The organism is Roseateles saccharophilus, assembly GCF_004342485.1.
Lineage (GTDB): Bacteria > Pseudomonadota > Gammaproteobacteria > Burkholderiales > Burkholderiaceae_C > Pelomonas > Pelomonas saccharophila.
Window position 1 is genome coordinate 1 of sequence record NZ_SMBU01000059.1, and the last position, 19,876, is coordinate 19,876.

Genomic DNA, 19,876 nt, shown 5'->3' on the forward strand with positions numbered 1-19,876 from the left:
CTGCACGGCCTGTTGGCCCACTGGGCCGACGTGATGACCGATCCCGAGGCCGCCTCGCGTGTGGCGCAGTGGCTGGACTGGGAGACCCAGGAGCGGGGTGATCTCGGTTTAGGTGCACAGACTGGGGTTAAGGGATGCGGGTATTCCCGTAATTGTTTCCCGTCTCGGGCGTGACAAACGCGTTAGGCAGTCTCCTGCGCCAGGCCTGACAACGCCCGGGCCGTGAGGAGACGAGGTTGCCCAGTTTTCACTTGCGGTTCGTCGGCCGGGATGTTCTTCCCAAGACTCTGTCCGCGCGCGACGTTGAAGAGTCGTTTGGCCTGAGCGCTGACGACCTCCTCGAACTCAAAAACGGGTTCCGGGGCAACGCCCGCATCGGCGCCGCCTACCAGCTGGTGGTGCTGCGGGCCACAGGCCGCTCCCCTGATGCGCTGACCGGCATCCCGAAGGCGCTTCTCGCCTACATGACCTCAGCCATGGGCATGCGGGCGACGGATATCGCCTCACTCGCTTCCTTGTACAAGGACGCTCACACCAGCGGTCAGCACAAGGAATGGGCCAGAACTCGCGCTGGCTTCCAGCTTGTCGACGACGACGTCAAGGCTACCCTGCTCGACTCGCTGCACCAACTGTCGGCCACTGCCATCTCAGTCGACGACCTGGTCAAGCAAGGCGAGATGTGGCTCTACGAGAAGCGGCGAGTCCTGCCCAGCGACCGCGTGATCCGAGACCTCGGGCGCGAGGCCTTCGCAGCCCATGAAGCCGCAGCGATCCAGGCGGTGCTGACCGGCGTGCCAGCCGCCAACCGCAGCGCCGCGATACGGGAGCTGTTTACCAAGCGACCCGGCCCCGGCAGTGTCACCATCCTCGAATGGCTGCGCACCCCGCCTGGCAGGCACGGCCGCGCCACGCTCAAAGAGATCATCGAGAAGATTCAGTGCGTCAAGAAATGGGACACCGAACAGTGGAAGCTCGACGGTGTGCCACTGGCACGGCTACGGGCCTATAGCCAGGAGGTGGTCGCTCGCGCGCCGTCCGATACCAAGCGCCTCAGTGAACAGCAACAGGCCTTGCAGCTGTGCGCTTTCATCTACGTCACGCTGCTCGACCTGAACGACATGGCCACCGATGTCGGTGGCCGCTGCGCCGTCGACCTCAATCGCAAGGCCTCCGGCCGAGTGATGCAAAAGCAAGCCGGCACGGCCGTCGACCTTCGTGCCGAACGTGTGAAGGTCAAGTCCATCCTCTACGACGGCCAGCTCAAGGACAAGGAGATCGTTGCCGCCCTGCGCGAGTTGATGCCGAAGGATGAGCCGGATTTCTCCGGCACACGGGCGTCGCTGATCCGCGAATCCCTCGTGAACGACGATGCGCCGCGCGTCACCGCGCTGTTGAACTCGCTGTCCATCCTGGACATCCGCGGCGCCGACGACGAGAAGGCGATGCAGCAGCTTCAAATGCTGAAGTCTCTCAACGAGCGCGGCGCTACGACCCTGCCCGACGACTTCGACCTGTCGATGGCCGATCCTTCGTGGCACAACCTGCTGGCGGACCCCGATCGCAAGAAGGCATTGGCCGCCCTCAGGGCCTGCGCGATGAATTCCATCCGCAAAGGCGTCAACGCCGGCAAGCTCTGGATCGCCCATAGCACCAAGCACCAGAGCAAGGAGCAGCAACTGATCCCGCCCAAGGAATGGGAAGAAAACTCCAAATCCCTGATCCGAGCGCTGAGCTTGACCGACGACCCGGACAAGTACCTGGAGCGCGTTCTCTCCCGCCTGAACGAATGCATCAAGCAGCTTGGCGAGTCGATCAGGAATGGCATCGTCACCGTCGACAACAAGGGCGAGATGCATATCGACCCCATCCAGGCGCTGGAGGTCGAGCCGGAGGTCACGCGGACGCGTGACACCATGTTCCAGCAAATTGGCAACCAGCAGTTCGCCGAAATGCTTGTCGAGGTCGACGCAAAAACCGGGTTGAGCGAGGTCCTGTTGGGCCGCCGGGCAAAGACCTTGGACGAACTCAAGGCGCTGTACGGCGCGTTGTTCGCGCATGGCACCGAGAACACTGCCAAGGGAGTGTGCGCCATGATCCCGGGCCTGCAGGTGCCCCAGATCACGGCGGCCATGCGGGCGATGGAAGCCCGAGGCCGGCTGCGCGATGGCAACAACGTCGTCGTCGAGTTCCAGCAGTCCTTCCCCATCGCTTCGCTGTGGGGCAGCGGCGAGAAGGCCTCAGCGGATGCGATGACCTTGGATACGTCGCGCCACCTGTACAGCGCACGGGTCGAGCATCGGCGCAAGACCCACGGCATCGGCATCTACGTCCACATGAGCGACACGTGGAGCCTCTTCTACGACCAGCCCATCGTCCTCAACGATCGCCAGGCCGGCAGCGCCGTGCACGGTGCCGAGGCGTACAACGTCTCCCGACGCGAGGACCAGATCCGACTCCAGCTGCTGGCGGTCGACACCCATGGCTACACCAATGCAGCGATGTCGATCTCCAAGCTGCTTGGGTTCGATCTGTGCGTTCGGTTGCAGCGCTTGTCTGAGCGCAAGATCTATTTGCCTTGGGGCACCCAGGTGCCCGAAGACCTGGAGCGGCTGAACGTCGGCAAGGTGTCGTTGAAAAAGATCCGGGAGGGTTGGGACGGACTGCTGCGGCTGATCGCCTCGATCCGCCAAGGCAAGCTGACCGCCCGGGAGGCGCTCTCGCGGCTCGGCAGCGCGGCCAAAGGCGACCCGGTGCATGCGGCCGCCGACGAGCTCGGCAAACTGCTGCGCACCATCTTCCTGTGCGACTACTTCACCAACCCGGAGTTTCGGCGGGAGATGCATGCGTTGCTGAACCGTGGCGAGTCGGTTCACTTCCTGGCGCGCGCCGTATACCACGGGCGCATCGGTGTCACGCGCGCCCGCCGCAGCGATGAGCTGATGGCCATCTCCGGCGCGCACACGCTGCTCACCAACGTCGTGATCGCCTGGAACACCATGAAGATGCAGGAGGTGGTCGACACATGGCGTGCAAGGAAGCAGCCTACCGAGGACGCCTGGATCCGCCGCATGGGTCCGGTGCATTTCGAACACATCAACTTTCGCGGGATCATCTCGTTCAACTTCGACCCCTTTGCGGACGCGCTGTTGGCCAAGGAGTCGAAGAGGCGCGCCCGCGCCGCTGCCTAAGGGCGCCTCTGCGGTCAGCCAAGGCCTTTGTCGAGATCAGTCCCAGGTCGTGTCGGTCGCAGGCTCGTGCAGCGACGCCTCGAGGAGGCAGTTGCAGCTGCTGGCGGTGCGGAACAGCTCGTCCAGCAGCTCCAACATGGTGTTGTCCAGGGCACCGCGGTCACGGAAAGGCACTCGAAGCACAAAACGTCTGCCATCCCGGTCGATCTGCCGCACGCCGTACTTCTTGAGGTGCACTGCTTCGATCTGCTGCTGCACGCGCTCCGTGCCGTTGCGCGAGCCGCCAGGCTTGGTCAGGAGCATCCCCAGGTGAACGACGGCGACCTGTTCGGACGGCGCAGGCTCTGTGGGCGCCGGTGCTGTTGTGACTGCAGCCGCAGGCGCGGACTTCGCGAGGCCCTGTTCGAACTTCGCCTTGAACTTGTCCTGGGACGCGTCGATGTAGCGCATGGCGGTGCCAACGTCACGCCAGCCCACGTGCTCCATCAGTTCCTTCACATCCCAGCCGCTGGACGTCGCCCAGTTCGCGAAGCCACGCCGCATCGAGTGACTCGAGTAGGCGCTGGCCGCATCAACGCCGGCGTCTTGCAGGATCCGGCGCAGCAGCGGAATCACGGCTTGAGGTTGCATCGCGCTGTCGGAGACGTTGCCCCACATGTCGATGGCGGGGAACGCCGGGCCTGACTTCAGTCCACTGGCTTGGATCCAGTCGACGTACGCATCAACCGGGCAAAGCCGTGACAAAGCTGGGCACGTGAACTCGCGGTCTTCCCCTTCCGCTACCGTCTTGGTGCGCCGGGGACGCCAGGTCCAGCGGACACCGCGCCTTGCCTGCACCTCCTCGATGCGCATGCTGGTGAGTTCGTCGGCGCGAAATGCGCGCCAGAAGCCGAGCAGCAACAGCGAACGGTCGCGCGCGCGGCGCAGCACCTCGGTCTTGCGGCCGAGTTCGCCGGCCGTCGCCTGGGACGCCAACAGCCAGTCTGACACCTGCTCCAGGATCTTTAGCTCCAGGGGCTTGGCTCGTTTCTGGGGCATGGCGTGCTTGACCCGGACCCCCTTGAAGACCCGCTGGACCAGCGCAGATCGCGTCGGATCGGGGAAGCCGTGGTCGGCGTGCCACCGGGACAACGCGGCCAGGCGCTGGCGCAGCGTGCTGATGCTCAGCGTCGTGGCGTGTTCTGCCAGGTAACGGGCGACGCTGTCGCTGGTGGCCGGCAGCAGGCCTTTCCAGGTCGTCTCGAAATGCTTGAGGGCATTGGCATAGCTGCGGACCGTGTTCTCTCGGTCCGCAGCAAGGACATAGTCCTCGATTGCGTCAGGGCCAGTTGACTTCAGAAGATGGACCGCTAGATGCTCGCACGGAAAAAGTTTAGGGCTCCGCCACAACACCTGCAAGTCGTCACGGTCCTCGTGCGTAGTTGTCTGCGGCCCTTTCATCTGCCAGGCTGATCGCTAAACTTGCGACGTGCGACGCGTCATCGTCTATCTGCTGCTGATCGTGCTGCCGCTGCAATTTACCTGGGTCGCGGCATCGGGTTATTGCGCCCACGAGACGGGCGTCGCAGCCGAGCACTTTGGCCATCACGACCACAAGCACTCGGGCACAGCGCATGCAACAGAGCAGTCCAAGGCTGGGAGCATGACCCATGCCGATTGCGACATGTGCCATTTCGGCTTCAGCTTGCCAAGCTTGGGGGTTCTCGCGACCCTCGAAGCTCCACTGACTCAGTTCAGGAGCTTTGAGCCGCTGGAGCCCCCGTCGCACATCCCTGCGCTGCCAGAAAGACCGGCCAGAGAGTGCGCCGCCTGACCGGAAAAGACGCGCACGCCCTCGCTTGACCTGGCCGACACCTTGCCGGACATGAGGCCGGTCCCTGCTACCGGATGTTTTGTGTGGAGCGACTGCGCATGCGGTGCTCTGGGCTCTCTCGCACCGGTCTTAGCGGCAACCATGGATGACGCGGTCGGCGCATGCTTTGGTGGGCGGGATGCGGACTGCCAAACCGCCGCGGCATGCCCAACTGTTGGGACCCTCAAGCGATACCGGCACGGCGAACGATCGTCGGACGAGCGCTGCGTACTCTGCTTGGAGGCGGTCCACGGGAAATATTGGATAGCGCGGCGCTGCCGCACCATCAAGGAGCTTCAAATGGGAATCTTGGAACGCTTGTTGCACAGTGTGGTGAATCGCCACGACGGCGAAAGCAACCATGGCGATTCGCGCTCGCACGGTAAGTTCGTGTTGAGCGTAGACAGGCGCACGGCGATGGTGAGCCTCGCAGCCTTGAGCGGGGTGCAGCTTACCGGCTGCGCTGAACCACCTCGTAAGGCGGCTGATGGCCGGTATTGTTATCACGCCAAGACGCATTCTGGGTCGCGGCCTACCTGCACGCCCGGGGCCGTGCCGGATTTGACGGCAGACGCACAGGCCAAGCAGTTTGTGCCGGTGCCGGACAAGCTGGTGGTCTACGTGGTGCGCAACCGCTGGGGAGACGCGGTGAACGTGGTGAACCTGGCCTTTGACGGCGGGTCCCTGGTGTCCACCACGCCCGCCTCGCTGGTCAGGTTCGTCTTGACGCCTGGGACGCACCGCCTTGCCTTTGAGTGGAAGAAGGGCCGGGGCGACCTTGAATTTCGCGGGGAGGCAGGCCAGGTGCTGTTCGTTGACCTGGTGGGCAGCCTCTGGTTCTGGGGCGAGTCGTACCGGATGGAGATCGGCGGGCCGGCCCTTCGGGACAAGGCATTGAAGAGTCGGCTGGTGGCCGACGTCAATCCGGGTGAAACGAAATGAGGGACCTGAGCCGCCAGGACAGCAGGACGGAACACATTGAGCCTGACCTTCCCCCCGAATCTGCGGCCGCGCATCTCGAAGCCCTCAGCAAGGGCATCGGTGACGTGGACGTCATCGTGCAGGGCCTGCTATCCAAGATTCCACCGAACAAGCCCTGGCAGCGCCTACTCCGCTCTCATCTGCACAAGGCTGATCGACACGTCGAGATACTGAGGCTGGCGATCTCTCTCGAGCGCGACGCGACCGAAATCCGGGAAGCGGCTCGCCAGCTCAAGCAGGTGCTCGAAGTGGCCAGCGTGCAGACTGCAGCGGGCAGAGCCGACGGTTGGACCCGGACCGCGCTGATGGTGGCCCACCGCAACGCTTCGCTCGTGAGCGTGCTGCTCTCACCGTGAACTTGCCGATGGGGACGTAGCCCATCAACGCGGCGCCGCCGGCTGTTCCGGGGTAGATGACAGATTTGTAATGGGACAGGCACGCCTCTCGTCAGTGTCGAATCTCTAAAGTTCCTTCCATGGTGAACGTCTCAGGTGGCTCCCCCGAGCGACCCGTCCGCCGAAGAAGGAATCCTCATGAACCGCACCTCTTCTGCCTCCGCCCTGATCGCCGGCCTCTTGTTGGTCGTCGGTGCTGCCCAGGCCACCACCGGCGGCAACCAAGTGATGATCAACGGCAAGTCCGTGCACGGCGAAACGGTCGCTGCCACGCCGAACGCCCGTGTCGTCAATGTCGATGCTGGCAAGGCCATCAACGTTAACTGCGGTGACGTGGTGACTTTTCAAAGCGCTGCCAAGAGCTTCACCTGGAAGTTCAACTCCGCCACCCACCGCGCCCTCGATGTGCGCGACATCGCACCGGCTGGTTTCAGCGACAAGAAGCTGACGGTCTACGTGTCCAGGAACGAGGGCGAAGGCGCCTGATGTCGGCTGCCTCCGATCCGCGGTCGGGACCGGGCTGCGGATCGCGCAGACACCTTCCGGTAAGGCAGAGCAAACGCGCCTTGCGAACGATTTCACCGAATCGGAAATCTCCGATTCACCCTCCATTCACAGATTCAAGACACAATCCGGTGCATGCGTCGCTGGCTGACCATCCTCCTGCTGTTTGTGCTGCCCGTCCAGTTCGCCTGGTCGGCAGCGGCAGCCTATTGCCAGCACGAACAGGTACCGGCCAAGTCGCACATCGGGCATCACGTCCATGAGCATGAGGCCGCCGCAGACGCTGGATCCAAGGCATCCGGCAAGCATCTCGGCGACAAGTCGGCGTCCAAGAGCATCAAGCTTGTGGGCGACAACGACTGTGGGTACTGCCACCTGAGTTTGGCGAAGCCACTGGTGTCCGTCGCGATGACGTTCGACGCCCGAGCCGCCTTCATCGTGGACACCGCGTCCAACCAGGCCTTCCGTTCGCGCGGGCCGGATCTCCTTGAACGCCCCAACTGGCGCGTCGCCTGATTCGGCGAGCGCAGTCACTTTCCTACCCCTTCTCGACCGATGCGGCCCTGGCCGCACCGCTGCACTCGCCGAAGACCTCGCGTTGTCCCTACAACCCTGGAGTTTTCGATGCGCAGAACATTCGTGCCGCTTGCATGCGCGGCACTCATCTCCTCCCTTGCCCAGGCGCAGTCGTCTGGGTCCGTCTCGCCCGTTGCGGCTGACGTCCAAATTTCCCAGGCCTCGGTCGCGGGCCGCGCGGCCATAGCACCGCAGATCGCGCCGCAAGCTCCGTCACAGGTCGCACCTCTGAACCTGCGGTCCGCCGTTGACACGGCGATGGCCCAAAACCCAACGCTACGCGCCGCCGCGGCTGAGCTGGATGCCAACGACGGCACGGTGCGGCAGGCGGGCCTCATCCCCAACCCCGTTTTGGGCGTGGACCAGGAAGACGTCAAGTCCGGCACCCGGGTCACGACGGTACAGCTCAGTCAGACACTGGAGATGGGCGGGAAACGTGCCGCGCGCGTCGATGTTGCGCAGCGCGGCAAGGACATTGCGGCGGTGGATCTTGTCGCACGCCGCGCCGACGTTCGGGCCTCAGCCATTCAGGCATTCTTCGACGCGTTGACCGCTCAGGAACGCGTCAAGGTGGTCGAGGAGTCCCTGCGCATCGCCAACAGCGGTGCCGACGCTGCAACGCGTCGGGTAACCGCTGGCAAGGTATCCCCTACCGAAGAAACGCGCGCCCGTGTCGCCGCATCGACGGCCCGTATTGATTTGCGCCAGGCCCAGGCCGAAGCCTCGGCGGCACTTCGGGCGCTGACCGCGGTCATGGGTGTGCCAGACGGCTCCATCCAGCGGCTGGACGGCAATGTCGACGATTTGCCGGTCGCTCCTTCAGCCCCAGACATCATGGCGCGCCTGCCCGATGCGCCGGCGGTGCGCCGGGCCCTGCTCGAGGTGCAGCGGGCGCAGGCCTCCTACGGTCTGGCGCGTGCGAACGGCGTTCCAAACGTCACGGTGGGCGTTGGCGCTCGCCGGGCGCAGGACCTCGGCCGCAATCAACCGGTGTTCACCGTCTCCGTGCCGCTGCCGTTCTTTGACCGCAACCAGGGCACCCAGCTTGAAGCCCTGCGTCGCCGCGATGCCGCCCAGGCCACGGCACAGGCCGAGGAACTGCGGCTGCGTTCTGAGTTGCTGCAGATGGCCGACCTGCTGCAGGCCCGCAAGGAAGAGGTGGAAGCCCTGCGCAGGGAAGTGCTTCCCGGGGCGCAGAGCGCCTACGAGGCCGCCAGGACCGGCTTTGAGCTCGGCAAGTTCAGCTTCCTGGATGCGCTCGATGCCCAGCGCACATGGCTTCAGGTCCGCAGCCAGTACTTCACGGCGGTGGCGCAGGTGCACCGCACGGCCGCAGAGATCGACCGCCAACTCGGCACCACCACCGCCGACCTCCCCTGACAGGCAATCCAACTTCGAGATCGACGATGAAACTCAACCAAAACACCGCCGAGGGCGTGCGCGCTTCGCTTGGCAAGAAGCAGATGATCGCGATTGCGGTCGTCCTGGCGCTGGGCGCCGTGGGCACTGTCTCCATCCTTCGCCTGGGCGGCAGTGCCCCTGCCGCAGAGGAAAAGGGCGACGGCCACGGAGAAGCCAAAGGCCACGGTGACGATGAGCACCACGGCGAGGCCAAGGGCGAGAAGGGCCACAAGGACGCTGACAGCCATGCCGATGGCGAGCATCACGAGGAGGCGAAGAAGGGCGCCAACGGCGGCGACATCCTTGGCGTGCAGAGGGGTTTTTCCGTTGAGATGCTGCTTGCCGAGGAAGGCGGAGCGCCACGCATCAAGGTGTGGGTGACGAACGCTGGCAAGCCGGTGAAGATCACCGCGGACCAGATGGCCATCCTGCTGGAACGCCCTGGACAGGATCCGGAAAAGATCTCCGTTACGGTCCAGGGCGGCGCCCTCGTGAGTGCCAAGACCATCGAGGAGCCGCACCTGTTCAAGGGGGCGGTCAGCCTCCAGGCGGCTGAGGGTCCACTCAGCTTCCCTTTCGAGAAGGACGAGGGCGCCGTCACGATGACGGCAGAGCAGATCAAAACGGCAGGCGTGTCCATCGAAAGCTCGGGGCCGGCACAAATCCGCACGGCGCTGCAGTTGCCCGGCGAGATCGCGTTCAACGAGGACAAGACGGCACACGTGGTGCCTCGCGTTGGCGGCGTGGTCGAGTCGGTCGCCGTCTCGCTGGGTCAGCAGGTCACCAAGGGTCAGGTGCTTGCGGTCATCAGCAGCGCCAGCGTGTCTGACCAGCGCTCTGAGCTGCAGGCCGCGCAAAAGCGCCTTCAGCTGACCCGCGCGACCTATGAGCGTGAGAAGCAGCTGTTCGAGCAGCGCATCTCGCCCCAGCAGGATGTGCAGCAGGCCGAGCAGGCCATGCGTGAGTCGGAGATTGCAGTCGCCAACGCGCGCCAAAAGCTCAACGCCATCGGCGCCTCGCCGGACTCTTCCTCGCTCAACCGCTTCGAGCTGCGTGCACCCTTCAGCGGCGTGATCGTCGAGAAACACATTGCGCTGGGCGAACAGGTTCGTGAGGACGTCAACGTGTTCACCATCTCAGACCTGCGCTCGGTCTGGGCACAAATCAATGTCCCTGCGAGCAGCCTGCCGCAGGTGCGCATTGGCGAGAACGTCACCATCCGCACGACTGCATTCGAGCAGACGGCCATCGGCAAGGTCGCCTATGTCGGCGCGCTGATCGGCGAGCAGACGCGCACGGCGCAGGCTCGCGTGGTCGTCGACAACCCGAAGACCGCCTGGCGCCCGGGCCTGTTCGTCAACGTCGAGCTGTCCGCCGGCGAGACCCAGGCCCCAGTCACTGTGACGTCGGATGCCATCCAGACGATGGAAGGCAAGTCGATCGTTTTCGTGCGTACCGCCAGCGGCTTCGCGCCGGTCCCAGTCGAGCTGGGCCGCAGCGACGGCAAGCGTACCGAGGTCAAGTCCGGGCTGAAGGCCGGGGCGCAGTACGCAAGCTCCGGCGCCTTCGTCATCAAGTCCGAGGCCGGCAAAGCGTCGGCTTCGCACGCGCACTGAAAGAGGCGTCCACATGTTCGAACGCATCATCCGTTTTGCCATTGAGCACCGATGGCTCGTCATGCTGGCCGTGTTCGGCATGGCCGCGCTCGGGGTCTTCAGCTACCAGAAGCTGCCCATCGACGCGGTCCCCGACATCACCAACGTCCAGGTCCAGATCAACACCAAGGCGCCCGGCTATTCACCGCTGGAAACCGAGCAGCGCGTGACCTATCCCATCGAAACGGTCATGGCGGGCCTGCCCGGACTCGAGCAGACCCGGTCGCTGTCTCGCTACGGCCTGTCCCAGGTCACCGTCATCTTCAAAGACGGCACCGACATCTATTTCGCGCGCCAGCTCGTCAACGAGCGCATCCAGAGCGCGCGAGGTCAGCTGCCGGCGGGCGTGGACCCGGACATCGGCCCGATCTCGACCGGCCTCGGTGAGATCTATCTGTGGACCGTGGAGACCAAGCCCGGCGCCAAGAAGCCCAATGGCGAGCCCTACACGCCCACCGATCTCCGCGAGATCCAGGACTGGGTGATCAAGCCGCAACTGCGCAACGTGACCGGCGTGACCGAAATCAACACCATCGGTGGCTACGCCAAGGAGTACCACGTCGCACCGGATCCCAGCCGCTTGGCTTCGTACGGCATCACGCTCGCGGATGTCGTCAACGCGCTCGAGCGGAACAACGCCAATGTGGGCGCGGGCTACATCGAGCGCCGCGGCGAGCAGTACCTGATCCGTGCCCCCGGTCAGGTCCGCTCCATCGCTGACATCGGCAACGTGGTGCTGCGCAATGAAGGTAGCGTGCCAGTCCGCATCAAGGACGTGGCCACGGTCGAGCTGGGCCGTGAGCTTCGTACGGGCGCGGCCACTGACAACGGCAAGGAGGTCGTGCTCGGCACGGTCTTCATGCTGATCGGCGAAAACAGCCGCACCGTGTCTCAGGCCGTCGACAAGAAAATGGCTGAGATCAACAAGAACCTGCCGGCCGGCGTGCACGCAGTGACGGTCTACGACCGCACGATCCTCGTTGACAAGGCGATCAGCACCGTCAAGAAGAACTTGCTGGAGGGCGCGATCCTCGTGATCGTCATCCTCTTCCTGTTCCTCGGCAATATCCGCGCGGCCATCCTGACCGCCATGGTGATCCCGCTGTCCATGCTCTTCACGTTCACGGGCATGGTGAACCAGAAGGTCAGCGCGAATTTGATGAGTTTGGGAGCGCTCGACTTCGGGATCATCATCGACGGCGCCGTCGTGATCGTCGAGAACTGCGTCAGACGCCTGGCGCATGCGCAGGAGCACAAAGGCAGGCCACTGACGCGGTCCGAGCGCTTCCACGAAGTGTTCCTTGCCTCGCAGGAGGCACGCCGTCCGCTGCTGTTCGGTCAGCTGATCATCATGATCGTCTACCTGCCGATCTTTGCGTTGGCTGGTGTGGAAGGCAAGATGTTCCACCCGATGGCGTTCACCGTCGTGATCGCGCTGGTGGGCGCCATGATCCTGTCGATGACTTTTGTGCCAGCAGCCGTTGCGCTGTTTATCGGCAAGAAGGTCTCCGAGAAGGAAAACTTCCTGATGGGCTGGGCGCGCCGCGCCTATGAGCCGGCACTGCTGCGTGTGATGAACGCCAAGCCGCTGGTCATCACCGTTGCGGTCGTCACGGTGCTCCTGTCCGGTCTGCTGGCCACCCGCATGGGTAGCGAGTTCGTGCCGAGCCTGAACGAAGGGGACTTCTCCATCCAGACGCTGCGTATCCCGGGCACCAGCCTGACGCAGTCAGTCGCGATGCAGCAGCAGCTTGAGAGCACGCTGAAGAACAAGCATCCGGAAATCGAGCGCATCTTCGCCCGCACCGGCACCGCCGAGATCGCGTCCGATCCGATGCCGCCGAACATCTCGGACGCCTATGTGATGCTCAAGCCGCAGTCCGAGTGGCCTGAGCCTCGCAGGACGCGCGACGAACTGGCTGCACTGATCAAGGCGGACGTCGAGAAGCTCCCGGGTCAGAACTACGAGTTCTCGCAGCCGATCCAGCTGCGGTTCAATGAGCTGATCTCTGGCGTGCGTTCGGACGTGGCCGTCAAGGTGTTCGGTGACGACATGGACGTGATGAACGAGGCCGCCGGCAAGATTGCCGGCGTGCTCAAGGGCATCTCGGGCTCCACCGAGGTCAACGTCGAGCAGACCACCGGCCTGCCGATGCTGAGCGTTCAGATCGACCGGGAGAAGACCGCGCGCTACGGCCTCAATGTCCAGGACGTTCAGGACACGCTGGCGACCGCCGTGGGCGGCAAGGAAGGCGGCACGATGTTCGAGGGCGACCGCCGCTTCGACATCATCGTGCGCGTGCCCGAGAACGTGCGCTCGGACCTCGAAGCGATCAAGCGCTTGCCGGTTGCGCTGCCTGCCGGTGCCAACGGAACGTCCCGCAAGTTCATCCCCTTGAGCGAAGTGGCTGAGCTGTCACTGTCTCCAGGTCCGAACCAGGTCAGTCGCGAAAACGGCAAGCGCCGCGTCGTGGTCAGTGCCAACGTCCGCGGCCGCGATATCGGTTCGTTCGTCGCCGAGGCTGAGCAGGCTATCCAGCAGCAGATCAAGCTGCCCACGGGCTACTGGATGGTCTGGGGAGGCCAGTTCGAGAACCTGCAGTCCGCGACGAACCGCCTGAAAGTGGTTGTGCCGGTGTCGCTCCTGCTGGTCTTCACCCTGCTGTTCGTGATGTTCGGTAATGCCAAGGACGGTCTGCTGGTGTTCACGGGCATCCCGTTCGCGCTGACGGGGGGAATCGTGGCGCTGTGGCTGCGTGACATCCCGATGTCCATCTCCGCAGCGGTCGGCTTCATTGCGCTGTCAGGCGTGGCAGTGCTCAACGGCCTGGTGATGATCTCGTTCATCCGGAACCTGCGGGAGTCAGGTAAAGGCCTGGATGAGGCCATCTTCGAAGGTGCGATCACCCGGCTGCGACCGGTGTTGATGACGGCGCTGGTCGCGTCGCTCGGCTTCGTGCCTATGGCGATCGCTACCGGTACGGGCGCCGAGGTGCAGCGTCCGCTGGCCACGGTCGTCATCGGCGGCATCTTGTCGTCGACCGCGCTCACGCTGCTGGTGCTGCCGGTGCTCTACCGGATTGCCCACCGCAAGGATGAGGAAGAGGACGAGACTGCGCCTCGCACCAAGCCCAACGCCGAGGTGATCGCATGAACGCGGGTAGGAACTTCGCGGTGCGGCGGCCGCAAAACCGCTGGACCTCATGAAGATCCTGGTCGTCGAAGACGAAGTCAAGGCGGCCGCCTACCTGCGCAAGGGACTCACCGAAGAGGGCTACCAAGTCGAGGTGGCTCACTCCGGTGTCGACGGCCTCCACATGGCGTCGGTGAACGAGTATGACTTGGTCATCCTCGACTGGATGCTCCCAGGCATCGACGGGATGGCGGTGCTATCGGCGCTTCGCCACACCCGCTCGGTGCCCGTCCTGATGCTGACAGCGCGCGGTCAGATCGAGGACAGGGTGCGCGGTCTACAGGGTGGTGCGGATGACTACCTGGTCAAGCCCTTCGCGTTCTCGGAGCTGGTCGCGCGGATCCAGGTGTTGCTGCGGCGAGCGAGTGGCAGCCGCGGCGACGGGGAGACGCTGCTGCTACGGGTGGCGGATCTGGAGGTCGACACGGTGCGCCGCAAGGCGACCCGGGCAGGACAACGGCTGGAGCTGACGCCCAAGGAGTTCAGCCTGCTCATCCTGCTGCTGCGGCGCAAGGGGCATGTCCTCTCGCGCACCGAGATCGCCGCGCAAGTGTGGGACATGAACTTCGACAGTGAAACCAACGTGGTCGAGGTGGCGATCCGGCGCCTGCGATCCAAGCTAGACCAGCCGTTCGATCGGCCACTGCTGCACACCGTCCGCGGCATGGGCTATGTCATTGAGGAGCGGCCGTGAACGCGCTCAGCACCACGGCGCCAAGCCTGCGCTCGCGCCTGTCCCGGCAGTTCGCGCTCCAGACCATGCTCGGCCTGAGCGTGGCTTGCGGCGCGGTCTACCTCGTCATCTCGCTGACATTGGCCAGCCGCCAGGACGACACCCTGTTGCAGAAGCGTGCCACCGTCCAGCGCTTGCTGAACGAAGCTGGAGAGGTCCACGACATCCCCGGCATCAAGCACCTGCTCAGCGATTTCCTCACAGGGCATGACGACCTGTCGTTGGTCGTGAATCAGCAGGACGGCACGGCGGTCTTCGACAAGAACGACCGCAGCCGGCCCGAGGCCATGACAAAGCGGCTGGCGTTCGAGGTACGGCTGCCTGATGAGCTGGGTGGCGCGGGCCGCGCCGAGCTGATCTATGACATCAGCAAGGACGAGAGCCTGCTCCAACGCCTTTGGTGGACGCTGCTGACAGCGGCCGTCGTGGGCACCTTTGCGGTGTCCGCGACCGGCTTTGTACTGGTCAAGCGCGGCTTGGCGCCGCTCAACGCATTGGCGCGCCGTACGTCCGAGCTCGATGCGAGCCGGCTGGATCAGCGCCTGGATGCCACGGGTCAGCCCGAGGAGGTCCAGTCGTTGCTGCTGCAGTTCAACGCCTTGCTGGACCGCCTGCATGCAGCGTACGTGCAGATGGAAGCTTTCAACGCAGACGTCGCGCACGAGCTGAACAATCCGCTGTCCATCCTCATCGGGACCTGCGACGTAGCCTTGCGACGTCCCCGCTCCGGGCCGGAACTGCACGACACCTTGGCGTCCAACCTGGAGGAACTGCGCCGCATCGCCGGCATCGTGGCAGACATGCTGTTTCTGTCTCACGCGGAGCGCGGCGTCGCAGCGCGGCGATCGTCGCCGATGAGCATGGCTGACTTGGCGGCGGAGGTGATCGACTACTACGAGGCAGTGTTGGAGGAGTCGGGCCTGCGCGTTGAGGTACGCGGCGATGTGCGTGCTGCCGTCGACACCGGGTTGGTCCGTCGAGCGCTGTCGAACTTGCTGGGCAATGCCACCCGATATGCCACTCTGGGATCGATGATCGAGGTGCGGATCTCGCGGATCGATCCGCGCCACGTCTCTATCGGGGTGCATAACTGCGGCGAGGTGATCGCTGGCGAGCACCTCCCGCGGCTCTTTGACCGGTTCTACCGCATCGATCCGTCGCGCACCAATGCCAACCGTAACCACGGCCTAGGTCTCGCCATCGTGGCGGCTATCGCCCGCATGCACGGGGGCAAGGCGACGGCCGAGTCGTCGGACCAGGGCACCTACATCGGGTTTACGTTGGAGGACGTCGACACCCAGGGCGGGAGCGATATCAGCCGGGGTAGTGCGTCATGACGGCACTGATTCATCAGCAGGGAGCTCAGCCGTGCTGAAGCTGTTTGAGCATCTGCGCGAGAAGCATCCTGGGATGGCAACGTACATCTTCGGCAGCTCGGTCTTCGTCATCGTCGTCTCCCTGGTGCTGTTGATCTACTTCCTCCGCCAGGACCGGGCGAAGAAAGAGCAACGGCGGGAACAGCGCCGCGAGCAGCGTCGACGGGCTCGCCAGAAGCGGTAGCCTCCTACAAAGACCCACTGCTAGGATCTTTGGGTGCGTAAAGCTCTGTTGATTTTCTTGCTCATGGTGCTGCCGTTCCAGTTTGTCTGGGGCGCGGCGGCCGGCTACTGTCAGCACGAGCAGGGCAGTGAGGTGAGCCACTTGGGGCATCACCTCCACAAGCACGAGAGCACCGCCGCCAAGACCTCCGACGGCTTGGCGGACAACACCAAGCAGGCCGGTGGTGAGGACGCCGATTGCATCGCTTGCCACATGAGCTGTGCCTCGGTGGTCTCCGATGCCAGCCTGAACCTCCGCACCGCTGAGGTCGAGCACCTGGTTGCAACGACGGTTTTTGCCTACGCAAGACTGCTGGTGCCGTCGATAGATCGGCCCAAATGGGTGGCGCTTTCTTGATCTGAGCCCGGAGCCTCGCTTCGGGTGACGCCGCCGGCCGCATGTGCCGGGCGATCCAGATCGATCCGCGCGTTCCTCCGGATGCGGGTCGAACCATCAGGCAGCCATCCCAGCCATCACCGCGCGCTGGCTGCCGTTCTCCAAGAAAGCGACGCCATTCATGAGCGATACCCAGAAGCTACGGCTGGACCTGCCATTGGTGCTGCCGGACATCCACGGTACCGACGACCCATGCGTGAAGGGGCTGCAGGATAAGTTGGCTGGCCGCCCCGGCATCGACGAGGCTCACGTCACCGGGGTCGATGAGGGCAAGCCCCAGTTATGCGTGCACTACGACCCCAACGTCATCTCCCTGGGCCGCCTGCGTGAGCTGGTCCAGTCGGAAGGGCTTGCCATGACTGACAGGTTTGCGCATGTCCTGGGACGGGTGAACCTGCCGACGCACGCGCGTTTCGCGAAGCGCATCGCCGAGCAGCTGCGCGCGCTCAACGGGATCATCGAAGCGGACGTATCGCCAGGCGGCGTCGTTCGCATCGAGTACGACCGGTCGGCCATCGAAGAAGCCAAGCTGAAGGAGCGCCTGAATGCGCTCGACATCAATCTGGACGGCGCTAGAGCCGGAGCTCGGGCTTCGCCGGCAAAAAGTGATGCGCCAGTCGAGCAACCCGAGACAGACACCAAGGCCGCCAAGGATGAGCATGCAGGGCACGACCATGGGGATGCGGGCGCGGCTGAGGGGAAAGGCCGGGGCGAGAATGCCGCCGCCCACGGCGAAAAGCGTCACGTCCACGGCAAGGACGAGGAGGACGGTGAGCACAGCCACGAGCACGGTGGCCTGTTCGGCGAGAAGACGGAGCTGATCTTCGCCTTGCTGTCCGGCGTTTTCTTGGTCGCTGGCTGGCTGATCGGGCGCAACGGCAGCGGCCCCGAGTGGCTTCCGACGGCTTGCTACGTTGTCTCGTACTTCTTCGGCGGGTTCTATACAGTCAAGGAGGCCATCGAGAACCTGCGGGCCAAGCGTTTCGAGATCGACACGCTGATGCTAGTCGCCGCCGCGGGCGCCGCGGCTCTGGGCTCTTGGGGCGAGGGTGCGTTGCTGCTCTTCCTCTTCAGCCTGGGGCATTCGCTGGAGCACTACGCGATGGGACGCGCGCGGCGCGCGATCGAGGCGTTGGCCAAGCTGGCGCCGGATACCGCCACGGTTCGTAGGGCCTCGGGCACGGAAGTCGTGCCACTCGCGAAACTGGAAGTGGGTGATGTCGTCGTCGTGAAGCCCAATGAACGGCTGCCAGCGGACGGCATCGTGGTGGTTGGCACTTCCAGCGTCAACCAGGCGCCGGTCACCGGCGAGAGCGTTCCGGTCGACAAGCGTCCAGTCGAGGACGGCAAAGCCGCGGTCAGCAATTTTGAGCGTGCAGCTGCCGAGAACCGTGTGTTCGCGGGCACGATCAACGGCGCCGGCGCCATGGACGTGATGGTCGCGCGCAAGTCCGACCAGTCGACCATGGCGCGTGTCGTCAAGATGGTGACCGAGGCGGAGGCTCAACGCTCACCTACGCAGCAGTTCACGGAAAAGTTCGAACGCATCTTTGTGCCTTCCGTGCTCGCCCTCGTCGTCCTGCTGCTGGGCGCCGGCTTCGTCATCGACGAGCCGTTCTCCCAGACCTTCTACCGGGCCATGGCGGTGCTGGTCGCGGCCAGCCCCTGTGCGCTGGCCATCTCGGTGCCCAGCGCCGTCCTCAGTGGCGTTGCGCGCGCTGCCCGTGGGGGCGTGCTGGTCAAGGGTGGTGGACCGCTGGAGAACCTGGGGACGTTGACCTCGATCGCTTTCGACAAGACAGGCACGTTGACCGAAGGCAAGCCCAAGCTCACCGATGTGGTCCCGGCTCAAGGTGTTCCGGAGCAGGAACTGCTGGCCGTGGCGTTGGCAGTCGAAGAGCACAGCGACCATCCGCTGGCCGCTGCGATCGTGACCGGTGCGAAGGAGCGCCTGGGCGACAAGGCTGACCTGTTGCAAGCTTCCGACGTCAAGGCCATCACCGGCCGTGGTGTGCAGGCGCAGTTGGGCGGCGAGACGGTCCACATTGGCAAGCCGGTGTTGTTCACTGAGCTGCCCGATTCCAATGTTCCTGCCGACGTCGACGAGGCGAACAAGAAGCTGGTCGCGGATGGGCGCACCACCATGATCGTGCGCAAGGGCAGTCGCTTCCTGGGCGTGATCGGCGTCATGGACACGCCGCGTCCGGTGGCTGGCCAGGTAATGGCAGAGCTCCGCAAGCTCGGCATGGAGCGGCTGATCATGATCTCTGGCGACAACCAAAAGGTCGCGGAAGCTGTTGCCCAGTCGGTCGGCTTGACCGAGGCACGTGGCGACCTGATGCCTGAGCAGAAGGTGGAGGAGATCAAGAAGCTGCGTGCGGAGCACGGCAAGGTGGCGATGGTGGGCGACGGCGTCAACGACGCGCCGGCGATGGCCAACGCGACGGTGGGCATCGCCATGGGCGCGGCCGGCTCAGATGTCGCTCTGGAAACCGCCGACGTGGCGTTGATGGCCGACGATCTGGCGCAGTTGCCCTTCGCCGTGGGTTTGTCGCGTAGCACCAGCCGGGTGATCAAGCAAAACCTCTGGGTGAGCCTGGGCGTCGTTGCTGTGCTGATCCCGTCCACCATCATGGGCCTCAGCATCGGCACGGCAGTGATCTTTCATGAAGGGTCAACGCTGCTCGTGGTGTTCAACGCGTTGAGGTTGCTGGCCTACAAGCCGTTCGACAAGAGCGCCAAGGCGGCAGAGCCGGGAAGTGAATCTGAGAAGAAGGCGTGAGGCGGTCATGTCTGTGAACCAAGAAGACACGCCATCCGCCGGCTTCCAGGCGTTGGATGACGACGGCGATCTCACCGACATGCTGGGTGAGCTGCGGGTGCTGTTGCCAACCGCCCAGCTGTTGTCTGCCTTCCTGATCGCCGTGCCCTTTGCGCCGGGGTTCCGCAGCATCGTGCAGGCGGAGAAGAACGTGTTCCTGGCGACGTTCATGCTGTCCGTAGCCAGCCTGGTGCTGTTCACGGCGCCTGCGGTGCAGCACCGACTGATGCGTCCGCTGCGTCAGCGCGCCAACTTCAAAGTGCGTGCCAGCCGCCAGATGCTGTTCGGGGCGGCGTTGCTTGCGGCTGCGCTGGTACTCGCCACGCAGTTCGTGCTGTCCGAGGTGCTGGGGCACACGGTTGGCAACATCGCCGCCGGTATCGTCGGCCTGTTGATTGGAGCCATGTGGCTTCTGGTGCCGTTGAGCTGGAACCGGAGGCAGTCGGCATGAACGCCCAGCCGCTGTCGCTCGCAGCCGTGATGACGTTTGTTATGACCGTCGCTGTCTGAGGCTTGCCAGGGCTTGATGTCCCAGGAACGTTGGGGGCGTTCGTGAGAACGCTGCCGCGGTCATCGCGGGAC

Annotated in this window: 16 protein-coding genes; 15 read left to right on the plus strand and 1 reads right to left on the minus strand. The window is 64.3% G+C overall.

Going from position 1 to position 19,876, the window contains the following annotated elements; all coding sequences use genetic code 11:
• Window positions 1-236 precede the first annotated feature (236 nt).
• Entirely contained in the window at window positions 237-3,188 is a 2,952-nt protein-coding gene (locus EV671_RS25095; RefSeq protein ID WP_132576647.1) for a Tn3 family transposase, read from the plus strand.
• A 36-nt stretch (window positions 3,189-3,224) separates the two neighbouring features.
• Here the strand turns inward: EV671_RS25095 and EV671_RS25100 are convergent, their stop codons facing one another.
• Window positions 3,225-4,580 carry a tyrosine-type recombinase/integrase gene (locus EV671_RS25100; RefSeq protein WP_243655882.1) on the minus strand — a complete coding sequence of 452 codons (1,356 nt, stop codon included), beginning with the start codon at window positions 4,578-4,580 and terminating at the stop codon, window positions 3,225-3,227.
• A gap of 76 nt (window positions 4,581-4,656) precedes the next feature.
• Between EV671_RS25100 and EV671_RS25105 the strand changes: the two genes are divergently transcribed.
• The 14 genes from EV671_RS25105 (at window position 4,657) to EV671_RS25170 (ending at window position 19,745) form a co-directional block, all read left to right on the plus strand.
• Window positions 4,657-5,001, plus strand: coding sequence for a cobalt-zinc-cadmium resistance protein (locus EV671_RS25105; protein WP_132576649.1), 345 nt, complete (start codon window positions 4,657-4,659; stop codon window positions 4,999-5,001).
• A gap of 339 nt (window positions 5,002-5,340) precedes the next feature.
• Complete coding sequence (locus EV671_RS25110) at window positions 5,341-5,982, plus strand: hypothetical protein (RefSeq protein ID WP_243655880.1); 642 nt, start codon at window positions 5,341-5,343, stop codon at window positions 5,980-5,982.
• Complete coding sequence (locus tag EV671_RS25115; RefSeq protein ID WP_132576650.1) at window positions 5,979-6,377, plus strand: hypothetical protein; 399 nt, start codon at window positions 5,979-5,981, stop codon at window positions 6,375-6,377. The genes EV671_RS25110 and EV671_RS25115 overlap by 4 nt, the downstream gene beginning before the upstream one ends.
• Before the next feature lie 177 nt (window positions 6,378-6,554).
• Complete coding sequence (locus EV671_RS25120; RefSeq protein ID WP_132576651.1) at window positions 6,555-6,902, plus strand: CzcE family metal-binding protein; 348 nt, start codon at window positions 6,555-6,557, stop codon at window positions 6,900-6,902.
• 153 nt (window positions 6,903-7,055) lie between these two features.
• On the plus strand, window positions 7,056-7,436 hold the full coding sequence (gene czcI, locus EV671_RS25125; protein ID WP_132576652.1) for a cation efflux protein, CzcI family: 381 nt from the start codon (window positions 7,056-7,058) through the stop codon (window positions 7,434-7,436).
• 108 nt (window positions 7,437-7,544) lie between these two features.
• Complete coding sequence (locus tag EV671_RS25130; protein WP_165917722.1) at window positions 7,545-8,876, plus strand: TolC family protein; 1,332 nt, start codon at window positions 7,545-7,547, stop codon at window positions 8,874-8,876.
• 26 nt (window positions 8,877-8,902) lie between these two features.
• Window positions 8,903-10,513, plus strand: a complete 1,611-nt coding sequence (locus tag EV671_RS25135; RefSeq protein ID WP_132576654.1) for an efflux RND transporter periplasmic adaptor subunit — start codon at window positions 8,903-8,905, stop codon at window positions 10,511-10,513.
• A gap of 13 nt (window positions 10,514-10,526) precedes the next feature.
• Window positions 10,527-13,706: a CusA/CzcA family heavy metal efflux RND transporter gene (locus tag EV671_RS25140; RefSeq protein WP_132576655.1), complete on the plus strand. Its 3,180-nt coding sequence runs from the start codon at window positions 10,527-10,529 to the stop codon at window positions 13,704-13,706.
• Between the two features lie 49 nt (window positions 13,707-13,755).
• A complete protein-coding gene (locus EV671_RS25145) occupies window positions 13,756-14,439 on the plus strand; it encodes a heavy metal response regulator transcription factor (RefSeq protein WP_132576656.1) in 684 nt (227 codons plus the stop codon).
• The gene (locus EV671_RS25150; protein ID WP_243655881.1) at window positions 14,436-15,815 is read left to right on the plus strand and encodes a heavy metal sensor histidine kinase; all 1,380 of its coding nucleotides are present in this window, start codon (window positions 14,436-14,438) and stop codon (window positions 15,813-15,815) included. Before EV671_RS25145 ends, EV671_RS25150 begins: the two co-directional genes overlap by 4 nt.
• A gap of 31 nt (window positions 15,816-15,846) precedes the next feature.
• Complete coding sequence (locus tag EV671_RS25155; protein WP_132576657.1) at window positions 15,847-16,038, plus strand: hypothetical protein; 192 nt, start codon at window positions 15,847-15,849, stop codon at window positions 16,036-16,038.
• Window positions 16,039-16,071: 33 nt separating this feature from the next.
• On the plus strand, window positions 16,072-16,434 hold the full coding sequence (czcI, locus tag EV671_RS27880; RefSeq protein WP_132576658.1) for a cation efflux protein, CzcI family: 363 nt from the start codon (window positions 16,072-16,074) through the stop codon (window positions 16,432-16,434).
• A 160-nt stretch (window positions 16,435-16,594) separates the two neighbouring features.
• Window positions 16,595-19,255, plus strand: coding sequence for a heavy metal translocating P-type ATPase (locus EV671_RS25165; protein ID WP_132576659.1), 2,661 nt, complete (start codon window positions 16,595-16,597; stop codon window positions 19,253-19,255).
• A 7-nt stretch (window positions 19,256-19,262) separates the two neighbouring features.
• A complete protein-coding gene (locus EV671_RS25170; RefSeq protein WP_132576660.1) occupies window positions 19,263-19,745 on the plus strand; it encodes a DUF6328 family protein in 483 nt (160 codons plus the stop codon).
• Window positions 19,746-19,876 lie beyond the last annotated feature (131 nt).

What these genes read in the sequence shown, in the direction of transcription:
- EV671_RS25140 (WP_132576655.1), top strand. Translation starts at nt 10,527, where the DNA reads ATGTTCGAACGCATCATCCGTTTTGCCATTGAGCACCGATGGCTCGTC.
- EV671_RS25145 (WP_132576656.1), top strand. Translation starts at nt 13,756, where the DNA reads ATGAAGATCCTGGTCGTCGAAGACGAAGTCAAGGCGGCCGCCTACCTG.
- EV671_RS25165 (WP_132576659.1), top strand. Translation starts at nt 16,595, where the DNA reads ATGAGCGATACCCAGAAGCTACGGCTGGACCTGCCATTGGTGCTGCCG.
- EV671_RS25170 (WP_132576660.1), top strand. Translation starts at nt 19,263, where the DNA reads ATGTCTGTGAACCAAGAAGACACGCCATCCGCCGGCTTCCAGGCGTTG.
- EV671_RS25115 (WP_132576650.1), top strand. Translation starts at nt 5,979, where the DNA reads ATGAGGGACCTGAGCCGCCAGGACAGCAGGACGGAACACATTGAGCCT.
- EV671_RS25110 (WP_243655880.1), top strand. Translation starts at nt 5,341, where the DNA reads ATGGGAATCTTGGAACGCTTGTTGCACAGTGTGGTGAATCGCCACGAC.
- czcI (WP_132576652.1), top strand. Translation starts at nt 7,056, where the DNA reads ATGCGTCGCTGGCTGACCATCCTCCTGCTGTTTGTGCTGCCCGTCCAG.
- EV671_RS25130 (WP_165917722.1), top strand. Translation starts at nt 7,545, where the DNA reads ATGCGCAGAACATTCGTGCCGCTTGCATGCGCGGCACTCATCTCCTCC.
- EV671_RS25135 (WP_132576654.1), top strand. Translation starts at nt 8,903, where the DNA reads ATGAAACTCAACCAAAACACCGCCGAGGGCGTGCGCGCTTCGCTTGGC.
- EV671_RS25120 (WP_132576651.1), top strand. Translation starts at nt 6,555, where the DNA reads ATGAACCGCACCTCTTCTGCCTCCGCCCTGATCGCCGGCCTCTTGTTG.